Origin of the sequence: Halomonas borealis (assembly GCF_004798905.1) — a bacterium.
In the GTDB taxonomy this organism is placed as follows: domain Bacteria; phylum Pseudomonadota; class Gammaproteobacteria; order Pseudomonadales; family Halomonadaceae; genus Halomonas; species Halomonas borealis.
The window spans coordinates 88,012-103,326 of sequence record NZ_SDMO01000001.1; the positions used below are offsets into that span (position 1 = coordinate 88,012).

Below are 15,315 nucleotides of genomic sequence, written 5' to 3' on the forward strand. Positions count from 1 at the left end.
CGCCAATCAAGGGGACGAACATGGCTTCGCACTTGCCGCCCAAGTCCACGACCCAGCATGAACAGCCGGCCTCCGCCGGCATGGCGGCCGAGCCGCATGCGCCGCCGCGGGGCCTCAAGCGCTGGTTGCTGACCACCAATCACAAGGAGATCGGCACCCTCTACCTACTGCTGTCGTTGACGATGTTCTTCGTGGGTGGGCTGTTCGCGATGGTCGTGCGTGCCGAGCTCTTCCAGCCGGGGCTGCAGCTGATCGAGCCCGAATTCTTCAACCAGATGACCACCATGCATGGCCTGATCATGATCTTCGGGGCGGTGATGCCGGCCTTCGTGGGGCTCGCCAACTGGATGGTTCCGTTACAGGTCGGGGCGCCGGACATGGCCTTGCCGCGGCTCAACAATTTCAGCTTCTGGCTGCTGCCGGTGGCCTTCACGCTGCTGCTGTCGACCTTCTTGATGCCGGGCGGGGCGCCTAACTTCGGCTGGACATCCTATGCACCGTTGTCCACCACCTACGCGCCGCCTTCCACGACCTTCTTCATCCTCTCGTTGCACCTGGCCGGCATCAGCTCGATTCTCGGCGCCATCAATATCATCGCGACCATCCTCAACCTGCGGGCGCCGGGCATGCGGCTGATGGACATGTCGCTGTTCGTCTGGACCTGGCTGATCACCGCCTTCCTGCTGATCGCGGTGATGCCGGTGCTCGCCGGAGTGATCACCATGATGTTGATGGACATCAACTTCGGCACCAGTTTCTTCAATGCCGCCGGCGGCGGGGACCCGGTGATGTTCCAGCACCTGTTCTGGTTCTTCGGCCATCCGGAGGTCTACATCATGATCCTTCCGGCCTTCGGTATCGTGTCGGTGATCATCCCGACCTTCGCGCGCAAGCCGCTGTTCGGTTATGCCTCCATGGTTTATGCCACGGCCTCCATCGCCCTCCTGTCGTTTCTGGTCTGGGCGCATCACATGTTCACGGTGGGACTGCCGCTGGTGGCCGAGCTGTTCTTCATGTACAGCACCATGCTGATCGCGGTGCCGACGGGGGTCAAAGTCTTCAATTGGGTGACCACGCTGTTCCGTGGCTCGATCACCTTCGAGCCACCGATGCTGTTCGCCCTGGCCTTCGTGGTGCTGTTCACCATCGGCGGTTTCTCGGGGCTGATGCTGGCCATCGCCCCGGCCGACTTCCAGTATCACGATACCTACTTCGTGGTCGCCCACTTCCACTATGTGCTGGTGCCCGGCGCGGTGTTCGCCATCATGGCGGGCGTCTACTACTGGCTGCCCAAGTGGACCGGTCATTACCCGCATCCACAGCTCTCTCGCTGGCACTTCTGGCTGTCGGTGATCGGCGCCAACCTGACCTTCTTTCCGATGCATTTCGCCGGGCTCGCCGGCATGCCGCGCCGGATTCCTGACTACGCGCTGCAGTTCGCCGACTTCAACATGGTGACGAGCCTGGGGGCCTTCCTGTTCGGGGCCTCACAGCTGCTGTTCGTGGTGGTCGTGGTGATGTGCGTGCGCGGTGGGCAGCAGGCGCCGGCCAAGGCCTGGGATGGTGGCGTGGATCTGGAGTGGACGGTGCCAAGCCCTGCGCCGCTGCACACCTTCGAGACGCCACCCGATTTTCGGCCCCCGCAGCATTGAGCCGCCCCTCGGCGGAGGAGAACCAAGATGAGCGGTGGAAGCTATTACGTTCCCGTTTCCAGCAAGTGGCCGGTGCTGGCCTCGTTGGCGCTGGGCGCGATGATGGTCGGTCTCGGCACCCTGCTGGTCTTCGGGGGGGCGGGGTTGCCGGTGATGGTGGCCGGTCTGCTGACGGTACTGGCGGTGATGACGCTGTGGTTCCGCGATGTCATTCACGAGTCTCGCAGCGGGCTCTATGACGAGCAGATGGATCGCTCCTTCCGCTGGGGAATGGGCTGGTTCATCTTCTCGGAGGTGATGTTCTTCGCGGCCTTCTTCGGCACCCTGTTCTACGTGCGGACCTTCGCACTGCCGTGGCTGGACGGAGAGGGTGCCAAGGGCGTGGCCGCACTGCTGTGGCCTGACTTCACCGCCTCCTGGCCGTTGCTGGAGCCCCCGGGCGAGGCCGTATCGGGCCCCCACGCGACGCTGTCACCCTGGCAGCTTCCCCTGGTCAACACGCTGATCCTGGTCGGCTCGAGCATCACCCTGACGGTGGCGCACGAGGCGCTCAAGGAGGGCCGACGCGACACGGCATGGCATTGGCTCGCCGGCACCGTGCTGCTCGGCCTTTGCTTCATCGGCATTCAGGGCGTCGAGTACTACGAGGCCTATCGCCACTATGGCCTGACCCTGCAGGCGGGCATCTACGGCGGCACCTTCTTCTTGATGACCGGCTTCCATGGCCTGCACGTGATCATCGGCACGCTGATCCTGATCGCCATCCTGGCGCGGGTGATGCGCGGCCATTTCACGCGCGACGATCACTTCGCCTTCGAAGCCGCGGCCTGGTATTGGCACTTCGTCGACGTGGTGTGGATCGGGCTTTTCGCCTTCGTCTATGTGTTCTGAGGGTGTCAGGTGCCCAGGTGGCCGGCGTAGAACCCGTAGCAGAGCAGGGCCAGCAGCAATGCCGCCAGGGCGACACGTAGCTTGAGGGAGACGAGGACGCGCCGCGAGCGGCCGCCGTCCTTGATCAAGAAACCGGCGCCGGCGACGAGGCTCGCCACCATGGCCAGGAACACGAGGGCGATCAGGGGCTTGAGTAGCATGTCTCACTCCGTTAAAGGCACCGCCACGAAGGTCGCCGGCAGGCGCGGACGCCGCCTGGGAGCCTGGGTGCTGTGTTGGAGCCTGGTGGTGGCACTCGGGCTGGGACTGGGACTATGGCAGTGGCAGCGGGCCGCCGACAAGCGCGAGCTGCTGGCGCGTCATGAGTCGGCGCCACGCCTCGAGGCCCCTGCGGCCTCGCCGCCGGATGGCGCGCGCTTGACCCTGCATGGCGAGTATCTCGCCGCCGAGACGCTGTTTCTCGACAACCGTACTCATCAAGGGCGCCTCGGGGTGGCCGCCCTGACGCCGTTGCGGGGGCGCGATGGTCGTCTGTGGCTGGTGGAGCGTGGCTTCCTGGCGACCGGCCCTAGCCGGGAAACGCCGAGCGTGGCCACGCCGGAGGGCGCGGTGACGCTCTCCGGGCGTTGGCAGGCCGCGGGCGACGGCACACCGCTGTTCGGCCCGAATCGCGAAGGGCGGCGCCTGCAGCGGATGTCGCTCGAGGCCTGGCCCGGGCTCGAGGCGTTCGAGCACGCCGGCTGGTTGCATCTCGAGGCCGGCCCCGGGCATCTCAGGTCCTGGTGGACACCGGCGGTGATGCCACCGGCCCGGCACAAGGCCTATGCCTTTCAGTGGTGGGGGCTGTCCCTCGCCGCACTGGTGGTGATGCTGTTGGGCGGTCGTCGCCTGGTGCACGATCACCGTTCGTCGTTTGCAAAGCCCGATCTCAAGGAGTGAGCCGATGCCTGCCGACTCTCCCGTTTCGCCTCTCGCGTCGCGTCTCAAGTTGCTGGCGCTGTTCGCGGTGTTCCTGCTGCCCATGGCGGTGGCCTGGGGCATGGTCGAATGGCGGCTGGGTATTCCCGAGGGACGCACCGCCCATGGTCAGCTGACGCCGGACCTGCCGCCGCTTTCGGAATGGCCGCTCGACGGCGTGACCAAGCAAGGGGCCGACGATTGGGTGATGGCCTTCGACTGTTCGGTGTCGTGTGCTGAGCAGGCCGATCGCTGGTGGCGCCTGCATCGGGCGTTGGGGCGGGATGCCCAGCGGATCAGCCGGCTGCGCCTCGGGAGTCGTGGCGAGGCCTTGCCCGGCGCCGCGTCGGTCGCCTGGACGGATGCGGCGGCCTGGCGGTCGCCGGGCCGGCTGTGGATGTTCGATCCCGACGGGCGGGTGGTGCTCGCCTACGCCCCGGACGTCGAGACGGCGCGGGTGCTCGAGGACGTCGAGCGGCTGCTCGAACGCAATCCCGCCCCTCCCATGGCGCGCCTTGAGGCGGAGTGAAGAGGGCGTTCGAGGAGCGCGTGAGAGTTCAGTAGAGGAGGGTGGCGATGCAACATTCTCAGGCATCTTCGGCTTGGCGCACCGTCCAGCGCCTTAGCCTGGCCGGGTTCGGGCTCTGTGCGGTGGTGGTGCTGGCCGGGGCGGCGACCCGTTTGATGGACGCCGGGCTTGGCTGTCCCGACTGGCCGGGTTGCTATGGTGCGCCGCTGGTACCCGATGCCGACCGGGCGCAGGCCCATAGCCCCGGCGTGCCACTCGAGGCGACCAAGGCCTGGATGGAGATGCTGCATCGCTACCTGGCGGCGGCGTTGATCGCCGTGGCACTGCTGTTGGCCATGCACGGCGCGCGACTGCGGCATCGCCACCCTGATTATCCCTGGCGCCTGACGCTGGGCCTGCTGGCGGCCCTGATGCTGCAGGGCGCCTTCGGGGCGTTCACCGTGACCTTCAAGCTATGGCCCCAGGTGGTGACCCTGCACCTGTTGGGTGGGCTCTCGGTGATGGCGATGTTCTTGTGGTTGCATCTGTGCCTGCGGCGCCTGGCGGTCGGCACCTCGGCAAGTGTGCGTCCGCGTCGCCTGACGTCGTTATGGCGGCTGACGCTGCTGTCGCTGGTGCTCCAACTGGCGTTGGGCGGCTGGACATCGAGCAACTATGCCGGCATCGCCTGCCAGGGGTTCCCTACCTGTAACGGTCACTGGGTCGAGGCGTTGGACTGGGGGGAGGGCTTTCATCTGACCCAGGCGGTGGGACCCAGCTACCTCTATGGCCAACTGCATGCCGAGGCACGCAGTGCCATTCAGGTCGGGCATCGGCTGGGCGCCGGAGCGTTGCTGGCCTGCCTGTTGATGCTGGCATGGCGCCATGGTCGCGAACGCGTGGTGCGGCCCTGGTTGGTGTTGGCGGTCGGCGTTGGCCTCGCCCAGGCGGCGCTGGGCGTGGCCAACGTGTTGTTGTGGCTCCCACTGTGGCTGGCGTTGCTGCACACGGCGGGAGCGGTCTGTCTGGTGGCAAGCCTGGCCCTGGCGGCCTGGCACTGGCGCTGGTCGTCGCGGGAGGCGGCGCCGCGTTCGTTCGAGCGGCTTACCAGAATAGCGTCACCAGTGGGTAGGCCAGCAGGCCGACCAGCAGGGTGCCGATCAGGTTGAGTGCGAAGCCGGCACGGATCATCGACTGAATGCGCATATGCCCGGTGGCGAAGACGATGGCGTTGGGCGGTGTGGCCACCGGCATCATGAAGGCGCAGCTGGCGGCGATGGCGGCGGGGACCGTGATCAGCAGTGGTGAGATGTCCAGCGATACGGCCAGGGCGCCGAGCAATGGCAGGAAGGCCGCCGCGGTGGCGGTATTGGAGGTCACCTCGGTCAGGAAGATGATCACCAGTACCACCACGCCGATCAGTGCCAACAGCGGGAAGGTGCCGAAGATCTCGAGGCGCTGGGCGATCCATTCGGCGAGCCCCGAGCGAGTGATCGCGCCGGCCAGGGTCAGCCCGCCACCGAACAGCAGCAGGATGCCCCAGGGCAAGGACTGAGCCGCCTCCCAGGTCATCAGCCGTTCGCCCTGGTCATTGCCGGCGGGGATCAGGAATAGCGCGATCCCGGCGGCGATGGCGATACCGGTATCCGACAGCCAGTCGAGACCGGCCTGGTTGAGTAGCGGACGGCTCACCCAGGCGATGGCGGCCAACAGGAAGATGGCGCCGACACGGCGTTCGGCGGCGCTGGTGCGTCCGAGCTTCGCGAGCTCGCGGTGCACCAGCTCGCCACTGTCGCCGCTGCCGGCCAGCGAGAACTGACGACGCGTCAGCCACCACCAGGCACAGCCCATCATCGCCAGGCTGATGGGCAGGCCGACCATCATCCACTGGGCGAAGCCCAGGTCGATGCCGCGACTATCGGCCAGGTAGCCGGCCAGCAGTGCGTTGGGCGGGGTGCCGATCAGGGTGGCGATGCCGCCGATGCTGGCCGAGTAGGCGATGGCCAGCAATAGAGCATTGGAATAGCGCGTCAGCTCCGCGGGGTCGCTGTCGTCGAGCAGGCTGATCACCGACATGCCGATGGGCAACATCATGATCGCGGTGGCGGTGTTGGAGACCCACATGCTGAGAAAGCCGGTGGCGAGCATGAAGCCGCCGATCTGACGACGCGGCTCGTGGCCGACCACGCGTAGCACATGCAGGGCGATGCGCCGATGCAGCTGCCAGCGTTGCATGGCGATGCCGAGCAGAAAGCCGCCCAGGAACAGATAGATGATCGGGTTGGCGTAGCTCGCGGCGGTTTGCTTGATGTCGCCGATGCCCAGCGCCGGCACCAGCACCAGTGGCAGCAGCGACGTGGCGGGGATCGGAATCGCCTCGGTCGACCACCAGGTCGCCATCAGCAGGGCCAGCCCGGCGCAGGCCCAGGCGCCTTCGCTCATGCCGGCTGGCGGCGGTAGGAGAAGTGTCATCAACAGCCAGAGCGGGCCGAGCATCAGCCCGATACGGGTGGCGGTGAACGGTGAAGATTCGGGGTGGCTCATCCTGGCTCCTTGCCGTAAAGGTCCGGGGGGATTGGGACCGTGCGGAGCACAGTATAAAATGTCTGTCTTTACCCTTCGATGCTTCCGGAGCCTGCATGTCCCTCATTACCGCGTTGATCCTGCTGGGCATCGCCCTGGCCGTTGTCGCTGGCCTCGGTGCCTATGCCGTCACCCTGTGGCGCGAGGTCCGTCGTCGCCGATCCTCTCGCGAGGAGGAAGAGCGCCGTGCGCATGACAATTGCTTAGACAACCTGGAACTGGTGGCGGCGGCCCTTCAGCAACGCCAGGTCGACGTCACCGAGGGGGCATGGCGCTGTAAGACACTGCTCGATATCCTCGATCCGGGCCTGGTCGAGCGCCCCGAATTTCGCGCCATCGGTGAGGTGCATGGGCGCACCCGCCACCTGCATACGCACTCCGCGCGCCAGGCGCTGACGCCGAAGGCGCGTTTCGAGGAAGATCGCGAGCGTCTGGCGGTCGAGGACGAGATGGGCGAGGCGGTGATCGAGGCGTCGGGCGCCGTGCTGCGGTGGTGCCGTGACCGCTCGACGTCGTCGCAGTGACGCCTCCGCGGGCGCTCGCTGGCAACGCACGGTTTGCATCCTGCGGTCAGCTTGGGCAAGCTTACGCTTGCACCGTGAATGGCTTATGTGCGGAAGAATACCGGCGCCATCTTGCGGTATCTGCTGGCTTAAACCCCATTTTCGTGCTTTCTTGATGGTGTAGGCGAACGCTGTTCGTCACCGCTGGCTATGAACCACGGGAACATCCTGGATGGCGTCACCCGTGAGCGTCATGCAGATTTGTGTGAAGAAGGAGTCTTACATGAAAAAATCTACGACTGGCTTGCTGCTCGGTTCCGCTCTCGTTGTCGGCCTCTCCGGCTGTGCGAGCTCGGCTTCTCAATCCTCCAGCATGGGCGACAGCGCTTCGTCCGATCGTGCCTGGTACCAGCACCCGGCGGTCTGCGGCCTGGCCGGTGGCCTGATCGGCGGCGGCATCGGCTATGCTTCCTCCAGCGATTCCGATGAAGACACCGGTGCGGCCGTGGGTGGCACCGCCGGCGCTACCATCGGTGCCCTGCTGTGCGCCGAGCCCAACAAGGCGGCTCCCGCACCCAAGGACACCGATGGCGATGGCGTGAACGACGCCAACGACCAGTGCCCGGGTACCCCGGCCGGCGTGGCCGTGGATGCCGTGGGCTGCCCGCTGGATTCCGACGGTGATGGCGTGCCGGACTACCAGGACCAGTGCCCGGGTACCCCGGCCGGTGCCGAGGTCAATGCCCTGGGCTGCGTGGAAGACCTGGTGCTGCAGGATGTCAACTTCGAGTTCGACTCCGCCAAGCTGACCATGGGTGCCGAGCAGATCCTCGGTGGCGTGGCCGATAAGCTGAAGGCCAACGACAACGTCCGCGTGCGCATCGAAGGTCACACCGATGCCGTGGGTGATGAGTCCTACAACAAGGACCTGTCCCAGGATCGCGCCGATTCCGTGGCGACGTACCTGTCTTCTCAGGGTGTCGACAGCAATCGCATGCGCACCATCGGTTATGGTGAGGCCCAGCCGGTCGCCACCAACGAGACCGATGCCGGCCGTGCCGAAAACCGTCGCGTCGAGCTGGGCGAGTGGGAGTGATCTCCGACTGAGCCCTTGCCCCGGCTCACCGGGGCATCGCGAGAGTGAAAGAGGCGCCTTCGGGCGCCTCTTTTCGTGTTGGCGGCATGGCCTCGTGAGGTTGCCGTCTGCTAGGCTAGGCGGCGCTTTCGCAAGCGCTTCCGACGACCATTCTTTTTCTGGCGGCATGTGATCCTTGGTGTGGATCACCACTGCGCACAAGGAAACCCTTCATCATGCCCATCGTGACCCTGCCGGACGGCAGCCAGAGACCCTACGACGAACCGCTCACCGTGATGCAGGTGGCCGAGAGCATCGGCACCGGCCTGGCCAAGGCCTGTGTGGCCGGCCGCATCGACGGCGAGCTGGTGGACGCCGCGGACGTCATCGACCGTGACGCCGAGGTGGCCATCATCACCGCCCGTGACGAGGCCGGCCTGGAGATCATTCGCCACTCCTGTGCTCACCTGATTGGCCATGCGGTTAAGCAGCTCTATCCCGATGCCAAGATGGCCATCGGCCCGGTGATCGACGACGGCTTCTACTACGATATCGACTTCGGCCGAGCGGCGACGCCCGAGGACCTCGAGGCCATCGAGCAGCGCATGCAGGCGCTGATCGACACCGGCTACGACGTGGTCCGCGAGTATGTCGATCGCGATAGTGCCATGTTGACCTTCCTGCATCGCGACGAACCCTACAAGCAGGAGATCGTCCGCGAGATTCCCGATGGCGAGACCATCCGTCTTTACCATCACCAGGAATACACCGACATGTGCCGCGGGCCGCACGTGCCGAACACCCGTCACCTCAAGGCCTTCAAGATCACCAAGCTGGCCGGTGCCTACTGGCGTGGCGATGCCGAGCGTCCGATGCTGACCCGCATCTACGGCACCGCCTGGGGTGACAAGAAGCAGCTCAAGGCGTATCTCAAGCGCCTCGAGGAGGCCGAGAAGCGCGATCACCGCAAGCTGGCCAAGAAGATGGACCTCTTCCATCTGCAAGAAGAAGCGCCGGGCATGGTGTTCTGGCATCCCAACGGCTGGACCATGTATCAGGCCCTCGAGCAGTACATGCGCCGGGTTCAGATCGAGCACGGCTACCAGGAGATCAAGACGCCGCAGGTGGTCGATCTCTCGTTGTGGAAGGCGTCCGGCCACTGGGGCCACTACAACGAGCTGATGTTCACCACCGAGTCGGAGAAGCGTGAATACGCGGTCAAGCCGATGAACTGTCCCTGCCATGTGCAGGTGTTCAACCAGGGCCTGAAGAGCTACCGCGACCTGCCGCTGCGGTTGGCCGAGTTCGGCAGCTGCCACCGTAACGAGCCCTCCGGTTCGCTGCACGGCCTGATGCGCGTGCGCGGCTTCACCCAGGACGATGCGCACATCTTCTGCAGCGAGGGGCAGATCCAGTCCGAGGCCGAGGCCTTCATCGCGCAGACGTTGCAGGTCTACAAGGAGCTGGGCTTCGAGGATGTCGAACTCAAGCTGTCTACCCGTCCCGAAGGTTTTATGGGCGAACCCGAGCTGTGGGACCGCGCCGAGGCTGGTCTCGAGGCCGCGCTGAATGCGACCGGCCAGGACTGGGACCTGCAGCCGGGCGAGGGCGCCTTCTATGGGCCCAAGATCGAGTTCTCGCTGCGCGACTGCCTGAATCGCGTGTGGCAGTGCGGTACCCTGCAGCTCGATTTCAATCTGCCGGGACGCCTGGGCGCACAGTTCGTCGACGAGGACGGCGAGCGCAAGACGCCGGTCATGCTGCACCGTGCTATCCTGGGCTCCTTCGAGCGCTTCCTCGGTATCCTCATCGAGCACTACGCCGGGGCCATGCCGTTATGGCTCGCGCCGCAACAGGCGGTGATCCTCAACATCACCGATTCGCAGCGTGATTTCGTGCAAAATATCGAGCAGCGCTTGCAGAAAGTCGGCATGCGCGTCAAGGCGGACTTGAGGAACGAGAAGATCGGCTTTAAAATTCGCGAGCACACTTTGCAGAAGGTCCCCTATCTCCTGGTGGTGGGAGATAAGGAAGTCGAAGCCGGCTCGGTCGCCGTGCGAACGCGCACGGGAGAAGATCTCGGAACCATGACGGTGGAGACTTTCATCGACAAGGTGCAGGCCGAACGGTTATAACGACATCTTCCAAGACTACAGTGGAGACGCAACCATCAAGCGAAGCAGCCCCAGAGGGCGCCCTCAGGAAAAGCGGCCCCCGATGAACGAGCGGATTACCGTGGAAGAAGTTCGTCTGATCGACAGTGAAGGCGAACAGCTAGGCATCGTGCCGACCAGTGATGCGCTGGAGCGAGCCGAAGCCGCCGGTATGGACCTCGTGCAGATTTCCAATGCCGATCCGATCGTCTGCAAGATCATGGATTACGGCAAGTTCGTCTTCGAGCAGAAGAAGCAGAAAGCGGCTCAGAAGAAGAAGCAGAAGCAAATCCAGGTCAAGGAAGTCAAATTCCGGCCTGGCACCGACGAGGGCGACTATCAGGTCAAGATGAAGAACCTGACGCGCTTCCTCGAAAGTGGCGACAAGGGCAAGGTCACGCTGCGTTTCCGCGGACGCGAGATGGCCCATCAGGACCTCGGTCGTAAGCTGATGGAGCGCATCGCCGCCGATCTCGAAGAGATCGGTGCCGTGGAGTCCTTCCCGAAGATGGAAGGGCGGCAGATGATCATGATCATTGCCCCCAAGAAGAAGTGATTCGACGGCCCGTTAAACGGGTGGCCGGCGCCTAGTCGGCCATTGGCCCCGAATTTTCTCAAAAACCTCGAGCGGAGAGTATTCTCATGCCGAAAATCAAGAGCAACAGCGGCGCTGGCAAGCGCTTCAAGAAGACGGCCAACGGCTTCAAGCACAAGCAGTCGTTCCGTAGCCACATCCTGACCAAGAAGTCCACCAAGCGGAAGCGTCAGCTGCGTGGTATGCAGCAGGTCCACGACGCCGACAAGCAGCTCGTGCAGCGCATGCTGCCGAACCTGTAACCCTTGGTTGTTCATTTTTAATCGTCAGGAGTAAGCCATGACTCGCGTCAAGCGTGGTGTCGTCGCACGTCGTCGTCACAAGAAGATTCTCAGTCAGGCCAAGGGTTACTACGGTGCCCGTTCGCGCGTCTTCCGCGTTGCCAAGCAGGCCGTCATCAAAGCCGGTCAGTATGCCTACCGTGACCGTCGCCAGCGTAAGCGCCAGTTCCGCGCCCTGTGGATCCAGCGCATCAACGCCGGTGCCCGTCAGCACGGCATGTCCTACAGCCGCTTCGTCGGTGGGCTGAAGAAGACCGGCATCGAGATCGACCGCAAGGTGCTGGCCGATCTGGCCGTCAACGAGAAGGCCGCCTTTGCCGCCATCGTCGAGAAGGCCAAGGCTGCCCAGTAAGTGATCTCGCTTACGGCATGGCGTGCCATCGCGGTGCGCCATGTCGCGGATCGTCGCAGGGGAAGAGCAGCCGCTCTTCCCCTGTTTTTTTCGCATGTGACCCCCTGATCAAGACATCGGAGCACAACGGATGGACCACCTTCCCACTCTGGTCGCCGAGGCCCGCGACGCCGTTCAGGCCGCCGAGAGCATGGCCGCCCTGGATGAGCTGCGCGTGCGCTACCTTGGCAAGAAGGGCGAGATCACCGCGCTGCTCAAGGGCCTCGGCAAGTTGCCCGCCGAGGAACGCCCGGCCGCCGGCGAGCGCATCAACGAGGCCAAGCAGGCGCTGGCGAGCGAGATCGATACCCGCCGCCAGGCCCTGGAGAAGGCCGACCTGGAGGCGAGGCTGGCCGCCGAACGCCTCGACGTGACCCTTCCCGGACGTGGCCAGCCCAGCGGTGGCCTACACCCGGTGACCCGCACCCTGGAGCGTATCGAGGGGCTGTTCACCCGCATCGGCTTCGACGTGGCGGTCGGTCCCGAGATCGAGGACGACTACCACAACTTCGAGGCCCTCAATATTCCCGCCCATCACCCGGCGCGGGGCATGGCCGATACCTTCTACTTCGATGCCACCCGGTTGCTGCGTACCCACACCTCGCCGGTCCAGGTGCGCACCATGAAGGAAGAGCAGCCGCCGATTCGCATCGTCTGCCCCGGGCGCGTCTATCGCAGCGACTCGGACCTGACCCATACGCCCATGTTCCACCAGGTGGAGGGGCTGTTGGTCGACGAGGACGTGCGCTTCTCCGATCTCAAGGGCACCGTCGAGGACTTCCTGCACGCTTTCTTCGAGCGCGACGATCTTTCGGTACGTTTCCGCCCGTCCTACTTCCCGTTCACCGAACCTTCCGCCGAGGTCGATATCGAGTGCGTGATGTGCGCAGGCGACGGCTGTCGCGTCTGTTCGCACAGCGGCTGGCTCGAGGTGATGGGTTGCGGCATGGTGCACCCCGAGGTGTTCCGTCACGCCGGCATCGACAGCGAACGCTACAAGGGCTTCGCCTTCGGCATGGGCGCCGAGCGCCTGGCGATGCTGCGCTATGGCGTCAACGACCTGCGGCTGTTCTTCGACAACGACCTGCGCTTCCTCAAGCAGTTCGCCTGAACGTCTCCAGAACACAGCCAGGGTCATCGTCGTGGGTCATGACGAGGCGCATCGGGGACGGGTCCAAGAGGAGGTCCCACGCCAGGGATGGCGTCGGCACCGCCCAGAGAAGGGGTCACAGCGCCCCCTCACAGACCTGTCGCCGGATCAGCCTTAACCTTCATTCGACGACGATAGCCCTGAGACCACAGCGATAGGATTTGTCATGAAATTTTCCGAACAGTGGCTGCGTGAATGGGTCTCCCCGGCGCTGGCGACCCAGGCACTGGCCGATCAGATCACCATGGCCGGTCTCGAGGTCGATGCCATCGAGCCGGTAGCGGCCGAGTTCAGTGACGTGGTGGTGGCCGAGGTCGTCGCCAAGCAGCCGCATCCCGATGCCGACAAGCTCAACGTCTGCCAGGTCGAGGATGGCAGCGGCGAGCGCGTCCAGGTCGTCTGCGGCGCGCCCAACGTCGCCGAAGGCCAGAAGGTGCCCTTCGCGCGGGTAGGTGGCGTGCTCCCGGGCGACTTCAAGATCAAGAAGGCCAAGCTGCGCGGCGTCGAATCCCGCGGGATGATCTGCGCCGCCTCCGAGCTCGGCCTGGCAGAAGAGGCCTCGCCCGGCATCCTGGTGCTGCCCGCATCGGCACCGGTCGGCGAGGGCGTTCGTGGCTACCTGGGGCTCGATGATCACACCATCGAGGTCGACCTGACCCCCAATCGTGGCGACTGCCTGAGCGTCAAGGGCATGGCTCGCGAGGTCGGCGTGCTCAATCGTCTGCCGCTCGATGCACCCAGCATCGTGCCGGCGGTGGCGAGCCATGACACGACCTTCCCGGTGCGCATCGAGGATGCCGACGGCTGTCCGCGTTACCTGGGTCGGGTGATCCAGGGCATCGATCCGAGCGCAGAGACCCCGTTGTGGATGGTCGAGCGGTTGCGTCGCAGCGGTGTCCGCGCCATCGATCCGGTGGTCGATGTCACCAATTACGTGATGCTCGAACTCGGCCAGCCGCTGCACGCCTTCGATCTCGCCAACCTGAGCGAGGCGGTGGTCGTGCGCCAGGCACGGGAAGGCGAGCGCCTGGTGCTGCTCGACGGCCAGACGATCACCCTGGCCGACGGCACCCTGATCATCGCCGATGAGCGTGGCCCCCTGGCCGTCGCCGGCGTGATGGGTGGTGAGCAGTCCGGCGTCAGCGCCGAGACCCGGGATATCTTCCTCGAGGCCGCCCACTTCTCACCGCTGGCCGTGGCCGGGCAGGCGCGCTCCTATGGCCTGCATACCGATGCCTCCCACCGTTTCGAGCGTGGCGTGGACCCGCTGCTGCCCCGCGAGGCCGCCGAGCGTGCCACCGCTCTGTTGCTCGAGATCGTCGGCGGCGAGCCCGGCCCGCTGGTCGAGGTGGCCGACGCCGAGCGCCTGCCCGGCGAGCGCCAGACTCTACTGCGTCGCGCGCGCCTGGATCAGGCGCTGGACAAGGCGCTGCCCGGCGACGAGGTCGGCGAGATCCTCGAGCGCCTCGGCCTCACGGTCGAGACCGAGGAAGCCGGCTGGCGGATCGAGGTGCCGAGTTGGCGCTTCGACCTGGCCATCGAGGAGGACCTGATCGAGGAAGTGGCCCGTATCCATGGCTACAATCGCCTTCCGGTGCGTCGTCCTCAGGCGAGCCTGGGGCTCAAGCCCGACCAGGAGGCACGCACACCGCTGGCCGGCCTGCGCAACCAGATGGTGGCGCGGGGCTACTTCGAGGCGGTGACCTACAGTTTCGTCGCCCCCGAGTTGCAGTCCACGCTGCTCCCCGAGGCGGTGTCGCCGGCGCTGGCCAATCCCATCTCCAGCGATCTGTCGGTGATGCGGGCCAGCCTGTTCCCGGGCCTGGTGCGGGCGCTCCAGCATAATCTCAATCGCCAGCAGAATCGGGTACGGCTGTTCGAGACCGGTCTGGTGTTCCGTGGTGAACTGGATGGCCTGCATCAGGTGCCGATGCTCGGTGCCCTGGTCTGCGGCGCTCGCGAGCCGGAAGGCTGGAGCGGCGGCAAGGACAAGGTCGGCTTCTTCGACCTGAAGGGGGATCTGGAGAGCCTGCTGGCGATGGGCGGAGAGCCCGACGCCTGGCGCTTCGAGCCCGCCGAGCATCCGGCCCTGCATCCCGGCCAGTGTGCGCGGGTCCTGTACCGCGGCGAAGAGGCCGGCTGGATCGGCACCCTGCATCCCGCGGTGCGCGCCGAGTTGGGCCTCAAGGTCGATGCGGTGTTGTTCGAGGTGCGCCTCGAGGCGCTGACCCGGGGCCAGGTGCCGGCCTTCGCACCGTTGTCCCGCTACCCCGAGGTGCGTCGCGATCTGGCCTTCCAGGTCGATGCCGAACGCCCCGTCCAAGCGCTGCTCGATACCGTCCATGCTCAGGCGGGCGAATGGCTGGTGGATGTCCGTCTGTTCGACGTCTATCAGGGCAAGGGCGTGGCCGAAGGGCATAAGAGTATCGCCCTGGGCTTGACCTGGCAGCATCCTTCGCGCACGCTAAATGACGAAGAAATCAACCACTTGGTCGATGCCATCGTCGAGGAGTCGCGCCTGCATCTGGGGGCTGAGCTCCGCGCATGAGGGAGTCGGGGCTCGACCAGCAGCGAGA

The 15,315-nt window shown here is 65.3% G+C and carries 15 protein-coding genes; 13 read left to right on the forward strand and 2 right to left on the reverse strand.

The features are described from left to right. The first annotated feature begins 20 nt into the window (after window positions 1-20). Entirely contained in the window at window positions 21-1,652 is a 1,632-nt protein-coding gene (gene ctaD / locus ETC07_RS00390; protein ID WP_136246568.1) for a cytochrome c oxidase subunit I, read from the forward strand. A 27-nt stretch (window positions 1,653-1,679) separates the two neighbouring features. Continuing rightward, window positions 1,680-2,543 (forward strand): cytochrome c oxidase subunit 3, encoded by an 864-nt coding sequence (locus tag ETC07_RS00395; protein ID WP_136246569.1) that lies wholly within the window; start codon window positions 1,680-1,682, stop codon window positions 2,541-2,543. Window positions 2,544-2,548: 5 nt separating this feature from the next. Here the strand turns inward: ETC07_RS00395 and ETC07_RS00400 are convergent, their stop codons facing one another. After that, on the reverse strand, window positions 2,549-2,743 hold the full coding sequence (locus ETC07_RS00400) for a DUF2909 family protein (protein WP_136246570.1): 195 nt from the start codon (window positions 2,741-2,743) through the stop codon (window positions 2,549-2,551). On the opposite strand from ETC07_RS00400, the gene ETC07_RS00405 reads away from it, so the two are divergent. The 3 genes from ETC07_RS00405 to ETC07_RS00415 are packed head-to-tail and all read left to right on the forward strand — an operon-like array spanning window position 2,742 to window position 5,177. Continuing rightward, on the forward strand, window positions 2,742-3,482 hold the full coding sequence (locus ETC07_RS00405; protein ID WP_136246571.1) for an SURF1 family protein: 741 nt from the start codon (window positions 2,742-2,744) through the stop codon (window positions 3,480-3,482). The two genes, ETC07_RS00400 and ETC07_RS00405, sit on opposite strands and share 2 nt — an antisense overlap. Window positions 3,483-3,486: 4 nt before the next feature. Then, entirely contained in the window at window positions 3,487-4,029 is a 543-nt protein-coding gene (locus tag ETC07_RS00410) for a redox-active disulfide-containing membrane protein (RefSeq protein ID WP_136246572.1), read from the forward strand. Between the two features lie 47 nt (window positions 4,030-4,076). Continuing rightward, complete coding sequence (locus ETC07_RS00415) at window positions 4,077-5,177, forward strand: COX15/CtaA family protein (RefSeq protein WP_136246573.1); 1,101 nt, start codon at window positions 4,077-4,079, stop codon at window positions 5,175-5,177. On the opposite strand, the gene ETC07_RS00420 is transcribed toward ETC07_RS00415, so the two are convergent. Next, complete coding sequence (locus ETC07_RS00420; RefSeq protein ID WP_136246574.1) at window positions 5,113-6,552, reverse strand: SLC13 family permease; 1,440 nt, start codon at window positions 6,550-6,552, stop codon at window positions 5,113-5,115. The two genes, ETC07_RS00415 and ETC07_RS00420, sit on opposite strands and share 65 nt — an antisense overlap. A 95-nt stretch (window positions 6,553-6,647) precedes the next feature. Here ETC07_RS00420 and ETC07_RS00425 point away from each other — a divergent pair, with 95 nt between their 5' ends. From ETC07_RS00425 to pheT, 8 genes are all read left to right on the forward strand, one after another. Beyond that, window positions 6,648-7,115: a DUF2489 domain-containing protein gene (locus tag ETC07_RS00425; RefSeq protein ID WP_136246575.1), complete on the forward strand. Its 468-nt coding sequence runs from the start codon at window positions 6,648-6,650 to the stop codon at window positions 7,113-7,115. 262 nt (window positions 7,116-7,377) lie between these two features. Beyond that, window positions 7,378-8,190, forward strand: a complete 813-nt coding sequence (locus tag ETC07_RS00430; protein ID WP_136246576.1) for an OmpA family protein — start codon at window positions 7,378-7,380, stop codon at window positions 8,188-8,190. Window positions 8,191-8,405: 215 nt separating this feature from the next. Next, entirely contained in the window at window positions 8,406-10,304 is a 1,899-nt protein-coding gene (gene thrS / locus ETC07_RS00435) for a threonine--tRNA ligase (RefSeq protein WP_136246577.1), read from the forward strand. A gap of 34 nt (window positions 10,305-10,338) precedes the next feature. Next, window positions 10,339-10,878 (forward strand): translation initiation factor IF-3, encoded by a 540-nt coding sequence (gene infC / locus ETC07_RS00440; protein WP_276605472.1) that lies wholly within the window; start codon window positions 10,339-10,341, stop codon window positions 10,876-10,878. Window positions 10,879-10,964: 86 nt separating this feature from the next. Next, on the forward strand, window positions 10,965-11,159 hold the full coding sequence (rpmI, locus tag ETC07_RS00445) for a 50S ribosomal protein L35 (protein WP_136246579.1): 195 nt from the start codon (window positions 10,965-10,967) through the stop codon (window positions 11,157-11,159). Between the two features lie 37 nt (window positions 11,160-11,196). After that, entirely contained in the window at window positions 11,197-11,550 is a 354-nt protein-coding gene (rplT, locus tag ETC07_RS00450) for a 50S ribosomal protein L20 (protein ID WP_136246580.1), read from the forward strand. 130 nt (window positions 11,551-11,680) lie between these two features. Continuing rightward, the gene (gene pheS / locus ETC07_RS00455; protein WP_136246581.1) at window positions 11,681-12,700 is read left to right on the forward strand and encodes a phenylalanine--tRNA ligase subunit alpha; all 1,020 of its coding nucleotides are present in this window, start codon (window positions 11,681-11,683) and stop codon (window positions 12,698-12,700) included. Between the two features lie 205 nt (window positions 12,701-12,905). Then, entirely contained in the window at window positions 12,906-15,287 is a 2,382-nt protein-coding gene (gene pheT, locus ETC07_RS00460) for a phenylalanine--tRNA ligase subunit beta (protein WP_136246582.1), read from the forward strand. Window positions 15,288-15,315: the final 28 nt, after the last annotated feature.